Raw genomic sequence first — 17,390 nt, 5'->3', positions numbered from 1 at the left:
GGATCTGGGGGCTGCCGCCCCCGGGCCCCCGCTTTCGGCCTAAACGGCCTTGTCCTCAAGCGCCGGACGGGCTGAAGACGGTGCCTCCTGGGCCCGAGGCTCCAGCACCGCGTACGCCACGCCGCCCACCAGGCCCGACAGCAGGAAACTGCAGTCCACCCCGCCCGTGAGGGACAGCAGCGGACCCTCGTACGACGGCAGGGACACGGCGAGCAGGCCGACCGCCGCGCCCAGGGCCCAGGACACGGTCGCCGGGATGTTCCAGCCGGACCGGTACCAGTAGATCCCGCCTCGCGCGCGGCGGTTGAAGACCTGGAGGGCGTCCGCGTCGTACACGCCCCGGCAGCGGGCGAAGCCGATCAGGGTGATGACCGCCCACGGGGTGCCGACGGCCGTCAGCAGCAGGACGAAGGACGTCATCGCGTTCTGCGCGGTCGAGGCGTAGTGGCCGACGAAGACGCAGATCGTGGCGACGACCGCGACGGTGTAGGTGGCGCGGGCCCGGGAGGCGCGCGGCAGGATCGCGTCGAGGTCGAGGCCCATGGAGTAGAGCATCAGGCCCGCGTTGCCGACCGAGCCGGCCGAGGCGGCCAGCAGCAGCGGCACCAGGTACCAGGCGGGGGAGGCGTCGACCAGGGGGCCAGCGTAGTCGAGGGCGGCCCGTGCCGCGTACGACGTGAAGGTGCCGAAGAGCTGCGGGACCAGCAGCCCGAGGAGCAGACCGAGCCAGGTCGCGTGCAGCACCCGGCGCGAGGTGTGGCGGGCCGGGGAGATGTAGCGGGTGTAGTCGCCGAGCAGGGTGATGAAGGCGATCGGGCCCGACAGCCCCGCCGCCACCGTCGCCAGCAGCCACGTCGGCCAGAAACCGCCCAGCAGATAGCCGCCCGCCTCGGGCAGCGCGTCCGTGGTGAAGTGCGGGGCGTAGGCGATCACCCCGAGGATCAGCAGGGCCGTCATGCCGACCGCGAGGACGCGGGACATGGCGAGCAGCACCCGGTAGCCGTACACGGCACCGGCGACGGTCGCGGCGGCCAGCAGCCCGTAGACCACGCCGTACGACACCCCGTTCGCCGGCAGTCCGACCAGCCGGCCCAGTACGCCCACCATCACATCCCCGCCGATCCACACGGTCAGGGCCGTGTAGCCGAGGGCGAGCAGCAGGCCGACCACCGAGCCGACCAGGCGGCCGCGCACGCCGAACTGGGCGCCGGAGGAGGTGGACAGGTTCGTCGCCGTGCGCAGGGAGATCAGGGCGAGCGGGGCGGTCAGGGCCGTGCCGACCACGGTGCCCACCACGATCGAGCTCACCGACGCCCACCAGCCGAGCCCGAACGACGGGGGCAGCCAGCCGAAGACGATCACCCCTAGACAGAGGTTCGATCCGAGCAGGATCGAGACGAGGTCCCGGGGACCGCTCGTGCGTTCCTCCTCGGGGATGGTGTCGACTCCGCGCTGTTCCATCGGCATGGGTGGCTCCCTCGGTTTGAGTGACGTTCAATCTGAAGTGCCCCAGGTTTGCTGTCAACCTTTCGATCAGGGGAATTTCATGTTTAGAGTGATGCTCTAAAGTCGAGTCTGGCAAGGAGGTGCCGCGTCGTGAGACTGACCCCCACGGAACGTGACCGGCTGCTGCTCTTCGGAGCCGCCGAACTGGCCCGCGCCCGCAGGGCCCGCGGGCTGCGGCTGAACGTCCCGGAGGCGACCGCGCTCATCGCGGACACCGTGTGCGAGGCCGCCCGGGACGGGGCGCGGCTCGCCGAGGCGATCGAGCGCGCCCGCGGCGTGCTCGGTCCCGACGACGTGCTGCCGGGCGTGGCGGACGTCGTCACCGAGGTGCACGTGGAGGCGGTCTTCGACGACGGCTCCCGGCTCGCGGTCGTGTCCGACCCCCTCGGCGGCGGACTCGGCGCCGAGGCCCCCGGCGCGCTGCTGCCGGGCCCGCAGCACGCCGAGCCGGAAGCGGCCGTGCGGCTGACGGTCACCAACACCGCGACCGTGCCCGTCTCGGTCACCTCCCACTTCCACTTCTTCGAGGCCAACCCGCGGCTCGACTTCCCGCGCGAACGGGCGTACGGCATGCGGCTGTCCGTGCCCGCCGGTTCCTCCGTGCGCTTCGGACCCGGGGAGAGCGTCGAGGTCGGGCTCGTGCCCATCGGCGGCGAGCGGATCGCGATCGGGTTCGCGGGACTCGTCGACGGGCCGCTGGACGCGCCCGGCGCCCGCGCCGAGGCACTGCGCCGCGCCGCCGCCTGCGGCTACCTCGGAACACCGCACACACCTGATCAGGAGGGCACGCGATGAGCCGTCCGGGAGGCCACCCCGCCGAGGCGCGACGCCTCACCCCGTACGAGTACGCGGCCACGCACGGCCCCCGCGCCGGTGACCGCATCCGGCTCGGCGACTCCGGGCTGACGATCCGGGTCGAGGCCGACGCGCAGCGCTACGGCGAGGAGTTCCTCGCCGGGTTCGGCAAGACCGCCCGGGACGGGCTGCACCTCAAGGCCGCCGCCGTCCGCGACACCTGCGACGTCGTCATCAGCAACGTCGTGGTGATCGACGCGGCGCTCGGCATCCGCAAGGTCTCCATCGGCATCCGGGAGGGCCGGATCTGCTCGATCGGCCGGGCCGGGAACCCCGACACCCTCGACGGGGTGGACGTCGTCGTCGGCACCGGCACCTCGATCGTGTCCGGCGAGGGGCTCATCGCCACCGCCGGGGCCGTCGACACCCATGTCCATCTGCTGTCGCCGCGCGTCATGGAGGCGTCGCTCGCCTCCGGGGTGACCACGATCATCGGCCAGGAGTTCGGGCCGGTGTGGGGCGTCGGCGTCAACTCGCCCTGGGCGCTCAGGCACGCGTTCAACGCCTTCGACGCCTGGCCGGTCAACATCGGCTTCCTCGGGCGGGGTTCGTCCTCGCACGAGGCTCCGCTGATCGAGGCCCTCGCCGAGGGAGGCGCGTCCGGCTTCAAGGTGCACGAGGACATGGGCGCCCACACCCGCGCCCTGGACACGGCGTTGCGCGTCGCCGAGGAGCACGACGTGCAGGTGGCCCTGCACAGCGACGGGCTGAACGAGTGCCTCTCGGTCGAGGACACCCTGCGGGTCCTGGAGGGCCGCACCATCCACGCCTTCCACATCGAGGGCTGCGGCGGCGGACACGTCCCCAACGTGCTGAAGATGGCCGGGGTCCCGAACGTCATCGGCTCCTCCACCAACCCCACCCTGCCCTTCGGACGGGACGCGGTCGCCGAGCACTACGGCATGATCGTCTCCGTCCACGACCTGAAGACGGACCTGCCCGGCGACGCCGCGATGGCCCGCGACCGCATCCGCTCCGGGACCATGGGCGCCGAGGACGTGCTGCACGACCTGGGCGCCATCGGCATCACCTCATCCGACGCCCAGGGCATGGGCCGGGCCGGCGAGACCGTCCGCCGCACCTTCGCGATGGCCGGGAAGATGAAGGCCGAGTTCGGCGCACCCGACGAGCACGACAACGAACGCGTCCTGCGCTACCTGGCCAAGCTGACCATCAACCCGGCCATCGCCCACGGCCTCGCGCACGAGGTCGGCTCGATCGAGGTCGGCAAGCTGGCGGACATCGTGCTGTGGCGCCCGGAGTTCTTCGGCGCCAAGCCGCAGCTGGTGCTCAAGTCCGGCTTCCCGGCCTACGGCGTGACCGGCGACCCGAACGCCGCCACCGACACCTGCGAACCCCTCGTCCTGGGCCCGCAGTTCGGGGCGTACGGCGCCACCCCCGCCGACATCTCCGTCGCCTTCGTGGCGCGGGCCGCCGTCGACCAGGGGCACGACACGATGCCGACCCGGCGCCGCAGGGTCGCCGTGCGCGGCACGCGCGGCATCGGGCCCGCCGACCTGCGCCGCAACTCCCGTACCGGAGCCGTCGACGTCGACCAGCGCACGGGCCTGGTCACCCTCGACGGCGAGCCGCTGCACTCCGAGCCGGCCGAGTCCGTCTCCCTCAATCGCCTCTACTTCCTCTAAGGACCCCCCATGTCTGCTGCCTCCGACGGCTTCCGTATGCCCGCCGAGTGGACCCCGCACGAGCGCACCTGGATGGCCTGGCCGGGTCCGAACGTGACCTTCGAGGACGCCGAGGACCTCGTGGCGGCCCGCCGGGCCTGGGCGTCGGTCGCCCGTGCCGTGCGGCGCTTCGAACCGGTGACGGTGGTGTGCGGCCCGGGACAGTCCGAGGAGGCCCGGACGCTGCTCGGGCCGGGTGTGGAGACCGTCGAACGGGACCTCGACGACGCCTGGATGCGCGACATCGGCCCGACGTTCCTCACCAACGGGGCCGGTGAACTCGCCGCCGTCGACTGGACGTTCAACGGCTGGGGCGCCCAGGACTGGGCGAGCTGGGAGCACGACGCGAAGATCGCCGCGCACGTCTCCGACCTGGCCGGCTCGAGAAGGACGTACGCCTCGAAGCTGGTGAACGAGGGCGGGGCGATCCATGTCGACGGCGAGGGGACGGTCCTGCTCACCGAGACCGTCCAGCTCGGCCCGGAGCGCAACCCGCACTGGACACGGGAGGAGGTCGAGGCCGAGATCCACGGCATGCTCGGCACCCGCAAGGCGATCTGGCTGCCCCGCGGCCTCACCGGCGACTATCCGCCCTACGGCTTCGGCACCCTCGGCCATGTCGACATCGTCGCCGCGTTCGCCCGGCCCGGCGTGGTCGTGGCCCATGTGCAGCCGGACCCGGCGCACCCCGACCACGAGGTGACCAAGGAGATCGTCGGCCTGCTGAGGTCGCAGACCGACGCGCGCGGCCGCCGCCTGGAGGTCGTGGAGGTACCCGCCCCGACCGTCCTGGAGGCCGACGGCCACTGGGCCGACTACTCCTACATCAACCACTACCTGTGCAACGGCGGCGTGGTGCTCTGCGGCTTCGACGACCCGCGCGACGAGATCGCGGCCGGCATCTTCCGGCGGCTCTTCCCGGAGCGGACGGTGACCCTCGTCGACGCCCGTACGATCTTCGCGGGTGGTGGAGGCATCCACTGCATCACACAGCAGCAGCCGAGGATCTAGGAGCCGCAGATGGCCGGTGGGCGCAGGCAGGCGCCGCCCCGCGACGAGGTGCTCGCCGCCGCCATGGAGATGATCGCCGAGCGCGGTCTGGAGAAGCTCACCATGGCGGCGCTCGGCAGCGCGGTCGGCATGAGCAGCGGCCATCTCCTGTACTACTTCCACTCCAAGGACGAGCTGCTGCTGCGCACCCTGGAGTGGAGCGAGGGGCGGCTCGGCACCGAGCGCGGCCGGCTCCTGACCCGGTCCGCCTCCGCCCGCGAACGGCTCGACGCCTACGTCGACCTGTACGTCCCCGACGGTCACCGCGATCCGCACTGGACCCTGTGGCTGGAGGTCTGGAACCGCTCGCAGAACGCCGACGACGACGCCCGCGCCCGGCAGGCCGCCATCGAGGGCGCCTGGCACCGCGACCTGGTGGCGCTGCTGGCGGAGGGCGTGTCGAGGGGCGAGTTCCGGGCGGTCGACCCGGACCGTTTCGCGGCCCGGCTGCGGGCGCTCCTCGACGGGTTCTCGATCCACGTCGCCATCGGACTGCGGGGCACGGACCGGGCGCAGATTCTGCGCCACGTAAGGGAGTTCCTCGACGACAGCCTCCTCGCGGACTCCTGAAACCGCGCCCCGGTTGTACTCAATATGGGGGATTGACCATGTAACGCTCGATGCGTTTGCCTCGTAGGGAGCCTTCGGCGAGGGCCGGGGGAAATCGTCCACGGGGGAACAACCATGCACAGCAGCAAGCGAGTCCGCGCGCTCGCCGTCGCCGTAGTCCTCGCCGCCACCACGGCGGCCCTGGCCGGCCCGCAGGCGAGCGCCGGGCCCCGCGTCCCGACCGTCGAGCGGGTCACCCTCTCGGCGACGGGCGAGCAGGGCAACAGCCACTCCTACGCGCCCGAGTTCAGCGCCGACGGCCGCTTCGCGGCGTTCACGGCGGACGCGTCCAACCTGGTGGCCGGCGACACCAACGACGTGTCGGACGTCTTCGTGCGCGACCTGCGCACGGGGGCCGTCGAGCGGGTCAGCGTCGCCTCGGACGGCAGCCAGGCCGACCAGCGTTCGACCGTGCAGGGCATCAGCGCCGACGGCCGCTACGTCCTGTTCCGCTCCAACGCCAGGAACCTGGTCCACTGGGACACACCGCCCGCGGACGCGGGAGCCGACGACATCTACCTGCACGACCGGCGCACCGGCACCACGAAGCGGATCAGCGTCGCCTTCGACGGGGGTTCCGCCTACGCGGCCGGCGCCGCCCTGTCGAGCGACGCCCGCCACATCACGTTCAACGCCAAGGCCGACCGCATGGAGGAGGGCGCCGCCGACCTCTTCGGCGCCGTGTACGACGTCGACCGCACCACCGGAAGGACGACGCGGGTCAGCAATCCGGACCGGCCCACCAACCCGGCGCTCTTCCAGGACGTGAGCGCCGACGGCCGGTACGTCCTCTACACCCAGCTCGTCCCGCGCAGCTCCGACGGGATCACCTGGGTGCACGACCGCCGCACCGGCACCGAGGAGCGGGTCAACGTCAAGGCCGACGGTTCCCCGGCACCGCGCTACGCCCTGCCGGCCACGCTCTCCGCGGACGGCCGCACCGTCGCCTTCCAGAACTGGGACGAGGACCTGCTCCCCGGCGGCGGCCCCGACGCCTCCGACATCTACGTCCGCGACCTGCGCACCGACGTCACCCGGCGGATCGACGCCGGCCCCGACGGCGAGAGCATGCCCGACCGTCCCGTGATCAGCGAGGACGGCCGGTACGTCGGCTACGAGGCCACCCCGCGCCTGCCCGACGGAACGCCCGGCCCGGCCAACATCTACCTCCGCGACCTGCGCACCGGCGGCACCCGCCTGGTCAGCCGGTCCCTGGCCGGCGGGCCCGTGACGGACGCGTCGGTGTGGCTGTCCTCGGTCAGCAAGGGGGCGGAGCGCCTCGCCCTCGGCAGCGACTCCTCCCAGCTCGTCGCCGGCGACACCAACGACGCGAGCGACGGCTTCGTGCGCAGGCCACGATGATCGACGCAGTGCTCGCATCCTGAGACGGACGGTGAGCCCGGGGGCGGTCTGTGCCAGACTGCCCCCGTGCTCTCGTTCGCCATGATTATTGGCAGCAGGCGCGCCGGTCCGCAGTGACCACCACGTACGACCAGGTACGGGTGGACACCGTCGTCCTCGACCCGCGCGCAGACCTCTCGCACCCGCGAGGGGTTTTTCGCTTTTCTGGCCCACCCCCAGCCGGGAGCAAAGCGCGAGGGATCATAGGAGGACGGTGGAGCCGGTCATTCCGGTAAAGACCGCGATCCAACGGGATCCAACAGCAGGAGCCTTGACACCATGACCGCAACCAGCGAGCTCGACGATTCGTTCCACGTCTTCGACACCACCCTGCGCGACGGCGCGCAGCGGGAGGGCATCAACCTCACCGTCGCGGACAAGCTGGCCATCGCACGGCACCTGGACGAGTTCGGTGTGGGCTTCATCGAGGGCGGCTGGCCCGGCGCCAACCCGCGCGACACCGAGTTCTTCGCGCGCGCCCAGCAGGAGATCGACTTCCAGCACGCCCAGCTGGTCGCCTTCGGCGCGACCCGCCGCGCGGGCGCCAAGGCGTCCGAGGACCCGCAGGTCAACGCGCTCCTGGCCTCGGGCGCCCCGGTGATCACCCTCGTCGCGAAGTCCCACGACCGGCACGTCGAGCTGGCCCTGCGCACCACCCTGGACGAGAACCTGGACATGGTCCGCGACACGGTGTCCTACCTGAGCTCGCAGGGCCGCCGCGTCTTCGTCGACTGCGAGCACTTCTTCGACGGCTACCGCGCCAACCCCGAGTACGCGAAAGCCGTCGTACGCACCGCCTCCGAGGCCGGAGCCGACGTCGTGATCCTCTGTGACACCAACGGCGGCATGCTCCCCGCCCAGGTCCAGGCGGTCGTCTCCACCGTCCTCGCCGACACCGGCGCCCGGCTCGGCATCCACGCCCAGGACGACACCGGCTGCGCGGTCGCCAACACCCTCGCCGCGGTCGACGCGGGCGCGACCCACGTCCAGTGCACGGCCAACGGCTACGGCGAGCGAGTCGGCAACGCCAACCTCTTCCCGGTGGTCGCCGCCCTGGAACTGAAGTACGGCAAGAAGGTCCTCCCCGACGGCCACCTGCGCGAAATGACGCGCATCAGCCACGCCATCGCGGAGGTCGTCAACCTCACCCCCTCCACCCACCAGCCCTACGTCGGTGTCTCCGCGTTCGCGCACAAGGCCGGTCTGCACGCCTCCGCGATCAAGGTCGACCCGGACCTGTACCAGCACATCGACCCCGAGCAGGTCGGCAACACCATGCGGATGCTGGTCTCCGACATGGCCGGCCGGGCCTCCGTCGAGCTCAAGGGCAAGGAGCTCGGCATCGACCTCGGCGGCGACCGCGCGCTGGTCGGCCGGGTGGTGGAGCGTGTGAAGGAGCGCGAGCTCAAGGGCTACACCTACGAGGCGGCCGACGCGAGCTTCGAACTGCTCCTGCGCGCCGAGGTCGAGGGCAAGTCCCTCAGCTACTTCCAGGTCGAGTCCTGGCGAGCGATCGTCGAGGACCGGCCCGACGGCAGCCACGCCAACGAGGCCACGGTGAAGCTCTTCGCCAAGGGCGAGCGCATCGTCGCCACGGCCGAGGGCAACGGCCCGGTCAACGCCCTCGACCGCGCGCTCCGCGTCGCCCTCGAAAAGATCTACCCCCAGCTCGCCAAGCTGGACCTCGTCGACTACAAGGTCCGCATCCTGGAGGGTGTGCACGGGACCCAGTCCACGACCCGCGTGCTGATCTCCACGTCCGACGGTGCGGGGGAGTGGTCGACGGTCGGTGTCGCCGAGAACGTCATCGCCGCGTCGTGGCAGGCTCTGGAGGACGCGTACACCTACGGCCTCCTGCGGGCAGGGGTGACACCGGCCGAGTAGGAACCCAGCCCACCCGACGGCCGCGGACCCGTTTCGCGCGCCCCTGAAGGCGGGGCGCCGCAGCCGGCCTGCGCCAAGCCGCGACCGCGGCCGTCACCACCGCCCGCGCAGTTCCCCGCGCCCCTGAAAAGAAGGGGGTTGCAGTGCACCTGCGCCAAGCCGTGACCGCCGCCCTCACCACCGTTCGCGCAGTTCCCCGCGCCCCTGAAAGAAAAGAAGGGCGTTGCGGCCGGCCCGCGCCCAGAGGCGACCGGCGCCCTTGCCACCGTTCGCGCAGTTCCCCGCGCCCCTGAAAAGCAGGGGGTTGCAGGCGCCGACGGCGAGGAGGGGGCGGGCCGGGGGGTGTCCGCCCGCAGCGGCGGGCGTCAACGCAGAGCACCCTTGGAAAGACAGCAACCGCCCGACCGAGGACGGACACCCCCCGGCGCGCCCCCGACCCACCCACCACCCCGCAGGCGCTACACGCACCCCCACCGAACCCGCACAGGCAGGCCGCAGGCCGGCAGGGACGTGTGTTCCTCCTACTGCTCCCACTGCTCCTACTGCAAGCGCCACTTCTGGTTCGCGGCCCCCGTGCAGCTCCAGATCTGCGCACGGGCCCCGTTCGCAGAGGAGTTGTCCGTCACGTCCAGGCACCTGTTCGCGGCCCGGTTGACCACATCCCCGGTCGACGCGTTGTACGACCACTGCTGCGCACCCGAGCCGTTGCAGTCGTACAACTGGACCTTCGCCCCGTCCGCCGTGGAGCCGGACGTGACGTCCAGGCACTTGCCGAGCGCACGCACCGACCCGTCGGACTGCACGGTCCACCGCTGCGCGCTCGAGCCGTTGCAGTCGTACAGCTGCACGGCCGTCCCGTTGGCGGACGAACCCCCCGCCACATCGAGGCACTTGCCCGCGAGCCCCACGAACGCCCCCGACTGCGACGGCCCCTCGGTCTGTGCGCCCGCCCACGTGAACGTCGCCGACGTCTTGCCCGGCAACGAGTAAGTGGCGTGCTGCGAACCCCAGTTGATCGTCACGGTCTTCGCGCTCGACGCGTCGTTGTAGGCGATCAGCGCCTTCGAACCATCAGGATTGCGCCACGCGACGTTCGGCACCGACGAGGACGCCGTCGACGCGATCCGCTGCGCACCCGGCTTCACGAACTTCGTCAGATGGCCCATCGTGTAGTACTCGATCGTGTAGTCGACCTGCCCGTGCCGAGAGTCACCGTTGTGCACGGTGATGAACCCGTCGCAGGTCCCGCAGCCACCGTTGTGCGGCCCCCGGTTCTGGTCCACCGCCAGCGACCACTTCGTCACCGACTTCGCCCAGTTCCGGGTGTAGTCGATGATGTTCATCATGTCCTCGCGCTGCTGGTTGGCGATCCAGGTACCGCCCGAGTGCTCGGTTCCGAACGCGTCCAGCTGCGGGTACTGGTTGTGCACCTGCGTCTGCTTGGCCACGTCACCGCCGTAGCCGTGCCAGGCGATCCCGCCGAAGTTCGGATGGCTGCGCACCGCCGCGTCGTCGACCGTCTGCGCGGCGTAGGCGTCGTAGGTGTCCCAGTTCCAGTCGTGCGCGAGCACCTTGGTGGACAGCCCGGCCGCCTGGAGCTTGGGCAGCAGCTCGTTCTTGGTGAAGTACGCGAGCCCGCTCGCGTTCCAGCTCATCGAGGGGTACCCCGAACAGCACGTCGGCTCGTTCTGCGCGGTGACGTATGCGATCGGAATGCCCTGGGCCTGGTAGGCCTGCGCGTACTTCACGAAGTACGAGGCGTACGCGCCGTAGTACTCGGCCTTCAGCCAGCCGCCGTTGAGCTGCCCGTTGTCCTTCATCCAGGCAGGGGCCGTCCACGGCGAGGCCATCACGGTGAGCTGCGGGTTGAGCTGACGCGCCTGCCTGGTCAGCGGCACGACGTCCTGGAGGTCGTGTGCGATCGAGAACTCGGACAGGTCCGGGTCGGTCTGCCCGGCCGGCACGTCGTCGTAGGTGTAGCCGAACCGGGCGAGGTCGGACCCGCCCATCGGATTGCGCAGGAACGACAGTCCGATGCCCTCCGTGGGAGAGAACAGCTTGCGCATCGTCTCGTCCCGGGTGGCCTGCGACAGCGCACCGCTGCCGTCCATCAGCCAGGCCGCGGTGTCCGTGAAGGACGCGCCGCCGCCGGTGAAGCTCTGGTAGCGGGTGTTCTCGTCGACGGTGATGTTCTCGCCACCGCCGCCGGAGCCCGCCTGGAAGGCGAACGGTGTCTGCTGCTGGAGCCCGCGGACCACATGGCGGCCGCCGGAGTCGTCCGTGGTGGTGAGCCAGGCGGTGACCTGCTCGCCCGCGGCCTGCGCGGGCGTGGCCGCCGAGAAACCGGCCGTGGTGAGGAGCCCGGCGACAAGCAGCCCGAGCGTCCGAGTGGATCTCCTCATGGAGCGCAGCCCTTCTTCAGGTGGGGGTTGGGGGGCATGCGAGGCGTGAGTAAAGGACGGCTTCGTGTACGCGTCAAGAGGTCGCGCGTTCATGAGATGAAGGGACAACGCCTGTGATCCGGCCAGGACTTGGGGTTGCACCGGTTCTGACGTGAAGTCTTGACGCCAAACTGCACCCCCAGTTAACTCAAGGCGTGAGGTAAGTCATAAGTGGACCATGAGAGTCGAGGGACGTTCCATGCGAAGAACCGCCCTGCTCGTCTCCGCCGCGCTCTTCACCACCCTGCTCCCGCTCACCGCCGCGGCCCCCGCGTCCGGCGCCGACGACCCCGCCCCGGTCCCCGTGGACCGCTTCGAGGGCGAGGTCCCCTTCGCGCGCCCGCCCGCCGAGGGCCTCTTCACCTGGGGGAGCGACACCGACGACCCGCCCACCCTGAGCCTGACCGCCCGCGACGACGCCCCCGAGGGCGAGAAGGTCCTCGGCGGCAGCTACGACATCAGCGGCTACGGCGGCTTCACCCATGACTTCGCCTTCGCCGAGCCCGCTCACGACTGGTCCGCCCACCAGGGCATCCGGCTGTGGTGGGACGGCCAGGACAACGGCAGGAAGATCGCCTTCGAGCTCAAGGACGGCGGCGCCGACGGCGAGGCCAGCGAGCTGTGGACGACCTCCTTCACCGACGACTTCAGCGGCTGGAAACAGATCGAGCTGCCCTTCACCGCGTTCACCTATCGCACGGACTACCAGCCCGTCGGCGGCATCGACCACATCCTCGGCCTCACCGAGAGCTGGGGCTACTCCGTCACCCTGCCCGCCGGCACCAAGGGCGAATTCGCCATGGACGGCGTCGAGTTGTACGGGAAGGCGGATCCCGCCCTGCGCGCCTCCGTGCTCACCGACGCCGCGGTGTACCCGGTGCGGGAGGGCGGCACGGCCGCCGTGCGGATCTCGGTCGCCACCACCGGATCCGCCCCGCTCGAAGAGCCCGTGACCGTCGCCTACGAGACCGCGGGCGGCACCGCGGACGCCGGGAAGGACTACACACCCGTCAGCGGCACCGTCACCTTCCCCGCCGGCACCGTCTCCGGCACCTCGCGCGTCGTCCGCGTCCCCACCCTGAAGGACACCTCCGCCGAGCCCGCCGAGACGGTCCCGCTGAAGCTGGCGGTCACCGGCGCGAAGGCCCCGGCCGATACCCCGCAGGTCGTCCTCGACGCGCACGGACTGCCGTATCTGAACAGCAGGTTGCCGGTGAGCGAGCGCGTCGCCGATCTCCTCGCCCGGATGTCCCTGGCGGAGAAGGCCGGTCAGATGACCCAGGCCGAGCGCGGCGCCCTGACGAACGCGGGTGACGTCGCCGCGTACGACCTCGGCTCGATCCTGTCCGGCGGCGGTTCGACGCCGACTCCCAACACCGCCGCGGCCTGGGCCCGGATGATCGACGGCTTCCAGCTGCGCGCGCGGGCCACTCGCTTCCAGATCCCGCTGATCTACGGCGTGGACGCGGTGCACGGCCACAACAACCTGGCCGGCGCGACGATCATGCCGCACAACGTCGGCCTCGGCGCGACCCGCGACCCGGACCTCGCCCGCCGGGCGGGCGCCGTGACGGCCGCCGAGACCCGCGCCACCGGCATCCCGTGGGACTTCGCGCCCTGCCTGTGCGTGACCCGGGACGACCGCTGGGGACGGGCGTACGAGTCCTTCGGCGAGGACCCGGCCCTCGTCGACTCCATGGAGACGATCATCCAGGGCCTCCAGGGCGCCGCGAACGGCACGGACCTGAAGGACCACGACAAGGTCCTCGCCACCGCCAAGCACTTCGTCGGCGACGGCGGCACCGCGTACGGCTCCTCCACCAACGGCACCTACACCATCGACCAGGGCGTCACCAAGGTCACCCGGCAGCAACTGGAGGCCGTGCACCTGGCGCCGTACCGAACGGCCGTCGACCGCGGGGTCGGCACGGTCATGCCGTCCTACTCCTCGCTCGACCTCGTCGGTGACGGACAGGGCCCGGTCAAGATGCACGCCCGCGCGGACATGATCAACGGCGTGCTCAAGGACCGCATGGGCTTCGACGGCTTCGTCATCAGCGACTGGAACGGCATCGACCAGATCCCCGGCGACTACGCCTCCGACATCCGTACGTCGGTCAACGCCGGCCTGGACATGGTCATGGCCCCGTACGCCTTCCGGGACTTCCACACCACGCTCGTGAAGGAGGTCGAGGCCGGACGGATCAGCGAGGCGCGGATCGACGACGCCGTCTCCCGCATCCTCACCCAGAAGTTCCGGCTGGGGCTCTTCGAGCAGCCGTACGCCGACACGACCGGCGCGCGCCAGATCGGCTCCGCCGCGCACCGGTCGGTCGCGCGCCAGGCGGTGGCCGAGTCGCAGGTGCTGCTGAAGAACACCGGCGGCGTCCTGCCCCTGAGGAAGTCCCAGAAGGTCTACGTCGCCGGGTCCAACGCCGACGACATCGGCAACCAGAGCGGCGGCTGGACGATCACCTGGCAGGGCTCGTCCGGGGACATCACGCCCGGCACGACGATCCTGGAGGCGATGCGGAGGAACGCCACGGAGCTGACGTACTCCAAGGACGCCTCCGCACCTCTGACCGGCCACGACGTCGGTGTGGTCGTCGTCGGCGAGACCCCGTACGCCGAGGGTGTCGGGGACGTCGGCAACGGCCACGACCTCCGGCTGAGCGCCGCCGACCGGGCCGCCGTGGACAAGGTGTGCGGCGCGATGAAGTGCGCGGTGCTGATCGTCTCCGGCCGGCCGCAGCTCCTGGAGGTCGAGCAGCTGGCCGGGATCGACGCCCTGGTCGCCTCCTGGCTGCCCGGCACCGAGGGCGACGGCGTCGCGGACGTCCTCTTCGGCAAGCGGCCCTTCAGCGGACAGCTCCCCGTGACGTGGCCGAAGAGCGAGACGCAGCTGCCGATCAACGTCGGCGACGCCGCGTACGACCCGCGCTTCCCCTACGGCTGGGGCCTGACCACGCTGACCAAGGTGCCCGAAGGCGGTGCCGCGACCCTCAAGGCGCTCGGCATCGCGGCCCGGGCCGCCGAGAAGGCGGGCGCCGGGGCGGTGGGGCGTGCGCTGGTCACCAGGGCCCGGCTGATCGTCCAGCAGCGGGCCGCGGGCGCGGGCATCACCGAGGCGGTGGCGAAGCCCTTCGCCGACGCCGACCATCTGCTGCTGACCGGCCGGTACGGGGCGGCGGTGGAGAGGCTGAGCGCGGCGTACCGCGCGGCCTGAGCCGCCGTACGGCACGCGGCGGGATGCCGTACGGCCGCCGGTCCCGGTGGGTTCCAGCCACCGGGACCGGCGCCTTTGCCCGCTTCATCAGGTAGCGTCGAGGTATGAGGACTCCGCTCTTCCGGGGCCTCATGCGCTCGCTGATCGTGCCGGTCGCCGCCGCGCTCGCGGTGCTCACGGCAGGCGCGCCCGGCGCACATGCGGCCACGGACCTTTCGAAGGTCGCCGAGGCGCTGCGCGACGGCCCCGTGTACGTGGACCCCGCCGCCTCGGACCAGCTGTCGTCGGCGGACGCCGAGGCTCTTGCCGACAAGATCGAGGACGCCGACAAACCGGTCTTCGTCGCCGTCCTCCCGGCCGACCAGCCGACCCGGAACCTGCTGCTGAACCTCCGCACGGAGACCGGCATCACGGGCCTGTACGGCGTCCGCGTCGGCGACCGCTTCGACGCGGCGGCCGACGCCTCGGTGATGTCCCGGCAGTCCGTGGACAACCTGGTCGCCTCGGTGCAGTCCGCCGGTGACCCCAAGGCTCAGCTGAACGACTTCGTCGACTCGGCGCTGCGCAACGTCCGCGGCACGGCTCCGGCGAGCTGGAGCGACGGCGGGGGCGGCCCGGGCGTGGACGTCAGCGGCCTGATCGCCTTCGGCGCGGTGGTGGCGGCGGGTGGCGCGGGCGCCTACGCGCTGGTCCGGCGCAACCGGCGGCGCCACGAGGCGGAGCAGCGCGCGGCGCTGGACAAGCTGCGGGTCGTGGTCGACGAGGACATCACCGCGTTCGGCGAGGAACTGGACCGTCTGGACTTCCACCCGGCGGAGCCCGGCGCCGACGACGCGATGCGCGCCGACTACGAGCGGGCCCTGGACTCCTACGACCAGGCGAAACGGCTGATGGACTCCGCCCGGAAACCGGAGGACGTCAAGGCGGTCACGCAGGCCCTGGACGACGGCCGGTTCTCCCTCACCCAGCTGGCCGCCCGCCGGGAGCGCCGGCCGCTGCCGCAACGCCGGCCGCCCTGCTTCTTCGACCCGCGGCACGGCCCGTCGGTGGCCGACGAGACCTGGACCCCGCCCGGCGGCACCAGCCGCGAGGTCCCGGTCTGCGCGGCCGACCGCACCCGGCTGTCCGAGGGCCGCGACCCCGTGGTCCGCGAGGTCGACACCGACCAGGGCCGCCGCCCGTACTGGGAGGCGGGCCCCGCCTACGGCCCCTGGGCCGGCGGCTACTTCGGCGGCGGCCTCCTGCCCGGCCTGCTCGTCGGCACGCTGCTCGGCTCCCTGATGGCGACCCCGTCCTACGCGGCCGACTACGGCGCGGGCTACGGCTACGGCGGTGGTTACGAGGGCGGCGACGTCTCCGGAGCCGACTTCGACAGCGGAGACTTCGGCGGTTTCGACGGCGGAGGATTCGGGGGCGGGGACTTCGGTGGCGGCGGCGACTTCGGCGGAGGCTTCTGAGGACCTGCCGTCCGCCCGCGCCCTCCCGCTCCGGTCCGCTACACGAGAGCGCCCGCGGAGGCGGTGCGCCGCGCGGGGTCGCCGCCGCGCCTGCCGGGGCGTATCTGCCCGGGCCGGGCGGCCAGGAGTCCCGCCGCCGCCTCGGGAACGACCAGGGCGATCAGGACGACGAGGGGCACACGCCAGCCGCCGGACATGTCGTGGAGGACCCCCAGGGCCAGCGGACCGAGGCCGGCCAGCAGATAGCCGACCGTCTGTGCCATGCCCGAGAGCTCGGCGGCGACCCGCGGTCCGTCCGCCCGCAGCCCGAGCAGGGTCATCGCGAGCGGAAAGGCGCTGCCGGTCGCGGCACCGAGCAGGCACACCCACGCCCAGCCGAGCGCGGGGACCAGCAGCAGACCGGTGAGGGAGAGCAGCTTCGCCGCCGTCACGGCGACCACCAGGAGCCGCTGGCCCCGCATCCGGGCGGCGGCCAGGGGGACGAGGAACCCGAGCGGGACACCGATGGTCAGCATCACCGACATCATCAGCCCGGCCTGCGCGGGCGGGTAGCCGCTCGCCCGCATGATCTGCGGCAGCCACGCCACCAGCGAGTAGAACATCAGCGACACGAGCCCCAGGAACGCCGACACCCACCAGGCCAGTGGGTGGCGCAGTAAGGACCCGTGCGCGGCCCCCCGTGCCGGCGGTGCCGGGGGCCGGGCACCGCGGTGCCCGCCGTCCGCCGCGGAAGCGGCCGGCAGCCCCCAGACGGCGGCGGCCAGCACCGCGGGGACCGCCCACAGCGCCAGGGCGCACTGCCATCCGGTCCCCGCGGCCAGCGGCACCGCCACCGCGGCGGCGAGGGCGCCGGAGAGGGCCATCACGGTCATGGTGAGCCCGGTGAACAGACCGATCTGCCGGGCGAAGAAGTCCTTGATGATCGCGGGCAGCAGCACGTTGCCGACGGCGATGCCGGCCCCGGACAGCACCGTCCCGGCGAAGAGCGCCGCGGGCCACGGCAGCGCCCGCACGGCGGCGCCCAGCGCCAGCACCCAGGCGGCCGCGCACACGGCGGCCCGCGTGCCCAGGCGACGGGCCAGCCGGGGCGCGAGCCAGGCGAAGGCGCCCAGGCACAGCACCGGCAAGGTGGCCAGCACACCGACCTGGGTGCCGGAGAGCGCCAGGGCCTGTTGCACCTGCCCCAGGAGCGGCGAGGTCCCGGTGATCGCCGCGCGGAGATTGACGGCCAGCAGTATCAGACCGGTGATGAGCCACAGTCTGCTTGTCACGTGTG

Annotated in this window: 11 protein-coding genes; 8 read left to right on the top strand and 3 right to left on the bottom strand. The window is 71.9% G+C overall.

The genetic code is table 11. From position 1 onward, the window contains the following. Window positions 1-39: 39 nt before the first annotated feature. Complete coding sequence (locus ACGFW6_RS18225; protein WP_393510262.1) at window positions 40-1,467, bottom strand: cytosine permease; 1,428 nt, start codon at window positions 1,465-1,467, stop codon at window positions 40-42. A 129-nt stretch (window positions 1,468-1,596) separates the two neighbouring features. Here ACGFW6_RS18225 and ureA point away from each other — a divergent pair, with 129 nt between their 5' ends. From ureA to cimA, 6 genes are all read left to right on the top strand, one after another. Continuing rightward, a complete protein-coding gene (gene ureA / locus ACGFW6_RS18220) occupies window positions 1,597-2,301 on the top strand; it encodes an urease subunit gamma (protein ID WP_393510260.1) in 705 nt (234 codons plus the stop codon). After that, window positions 2,298-4,007 carry an urease subunit alpha gene (locus ACGFW6_RS18215; protein ID WP_393510257.1) on the top strand — a complete coding sequence of 570 codons (1,710 nt, stop codon included), beginning with the start codon at window positions 2,298-2,300 and terminating at the stop codon, window positions 4,005-4,007. Before ureA ends, ACGFW6_RS18215 begins: the two co-directional genes overlap by 4 nt. 9 nt (window positions 4,008-4,016) lie before the next feature. Continuing rightward, a complete protein-coding gene (locus ACGFW6_RS18210; protein ID WP_393510254.1) occupies window positions 4,017-5,057 on the top strand; it encodes an agmatine/peptidylarginine deiminase in 1,041 nt (346 codons plus the stop codon). A 9-nt stretch (window positions 5,058-5,066) separates the two neighbouring features. Further along, window positions 5,067-5,666: a TetR/AcrR family transcriptional regulator gene (locus ACGFW6_RS18205; RefSeq protein WP_393510251.1), complete on the top strand. Its 600-nt coding sequence runs from the start codon at window positions 5,067-5,069 to the stop codon at window positions 5,664-5,666. A gap of 114 nt (window positions 5,667-5,780) precedes the next feature. Next, window positions 5,781-7,067, top strand: coding sequence for a TolB family protein (locus ACGFW6_RS18200; protein WP_393510248.1), 1,287 nt, complete (start codon window positions 5,781-5,783; stop codon window positions 7,065-7,067). A gap of 318 nt (window positions 7,068-7,385) precedes the next feature. After that, window positions 7,386-8,990, top strand: a complete 1,605-nt coding sequence (cimA, locus tag ACGFW6_RS18195; RefSeq protein ID WP_393510245.1) for a citramalate synthase — start codon at window positions 7,386-7,388, stop codon at window positions 8,988-8,990. A 539-nt stretch (window positions 8,991-9,529) separates the two neighbouring features. Here the strand turns inward: cimA and ACGFW6_RS18190 are convergent. Further along, on the bottom strand, window positions 9,530-11,392 hold the full coding sequence (locus tag ACGFW6_RS18190; RefSeq protein ID WP_393510242.1) for a lectin: 1,863 nt from the start codon (window positions 11,390-11,392) through the stop codon (window positions 9,530-9,532). Between the two features lie 238 nt (window positions 11,393-11,630). Between ACGFW6_RS18190 and ACGFW6_RS18185 the strand changes: the two genes are divergently transcribed. Next, entirely contained in the window at window positions 11,631-14,657 is a 3,027-nt protein-coding gene (locus ACGFW6_RS18185) for a glycoside hydrolase family 3 N-terminal domain-containing protein (protein WP_393510239.1), read from the top strand. A gap of 104 nt (window positions 14,658-14,761) precedes the next feature. Next, entirely contained in the window at window positions 14,762-16,114 is a 1,353-nt protein-coding gene (locus ACGFW6_RS18180; RefSeq protein ID WP_393510236.1) for a hypothetical protein, read from the top strand. Window positions 16,115-16,152: 38 nt separating this feature from the next. Here ACGFW6_RS18180 and ACGFW6_RS18175 read toward each other — a convergent pair whose 3' ends face one another. After that, window positions 16,153-17,385, bottom strand: coding sequence for an MFS transporter (locus ACGFW6_RS18175; RefSeq protein WP_393510233.1), 1,233 nt, complete (start codon window positions 17,383-17,385; stop codon window positions 16,153-16,155). Window positions 17,386-17,390: the final 5 nt, after the last annotated feature.

It is taken from the genome of Streptomyces sp. Y7 (genome assembly GCF_043195415.1).
Classification (GTDB): domain Bacteria; phylum Actinomycetota; class Actinomycetes; order Streptomycetales; family Streptomycetaceae; genus Streptomyces.
This window is presented reverse-complemented; position numbering and strand designations above follow the sequence as displayed.

Coding starts and splice junctions, on each gene's coding strand:
- ACGFW6_RS18225 (WP_393510262.1), bottom strand. CDS start 1,467: ATGCCGATGGAACAGCGCGGAGTCGACACCATCCCCGAGGAGGAACGC.
- cimA (WP_393510245.1), top strand. CDS start 7,386: ATGACCGCAACCAGCGAGCTCGACGATTCGTTCCACGTCTTCGACACC.
- ACGFW6_RS18200 (WP_393510248.1), top strand. CDS start 5,781: ATGCACAGCAGCAAGCGAGTCCGCGCGCTCGCCGTCGCCGTAGTCCTC.
- ACGFW6_RS18180 (WP_393510236.1), top strand. CDS start 14,762: ATGAGGACTCCGCTCTTCCGGGGCCTCATGCGCTCGCTGATCGTGCCG.
- ACGFW6_RS18215 (WP_393510257.1), top strand. CDS start 2,298: ATGAGCCGTCCGGGAGGCCACCCCGCCGAGGCGCGACGCCTCACCCCG.
- ACGFW6_RS18210 (WP_393510254.1), top strand. CDS start 4,017: ATGTCTGCTGCCTCCGACGGCTTCCGTATGCCCGCCGAGTGGACCCCG.
- ACGFW6_RS18205 (WP_393510251.1), top strand. CDS start 5,067: ATGGCCGGTGGGCGCAGGCAGGCGCCGCCCCGCGACGAGGTGCTCGCC.
- ACGFW6_RS18190 (WP_393510242.1), bottom strand. CDS start 11,392: ATGAGGAGATCCACTCGGACGCTCGGGCTGCTTGTCGCCGGGCTCCTC.
- ACGFW6_RS18185 (WP_393510239.1), top strand. CDS start 11,631: ATGCGAAGAACCGCCCTGCTCGTCTCCGCCGCGCTCTTCACCACCCTG.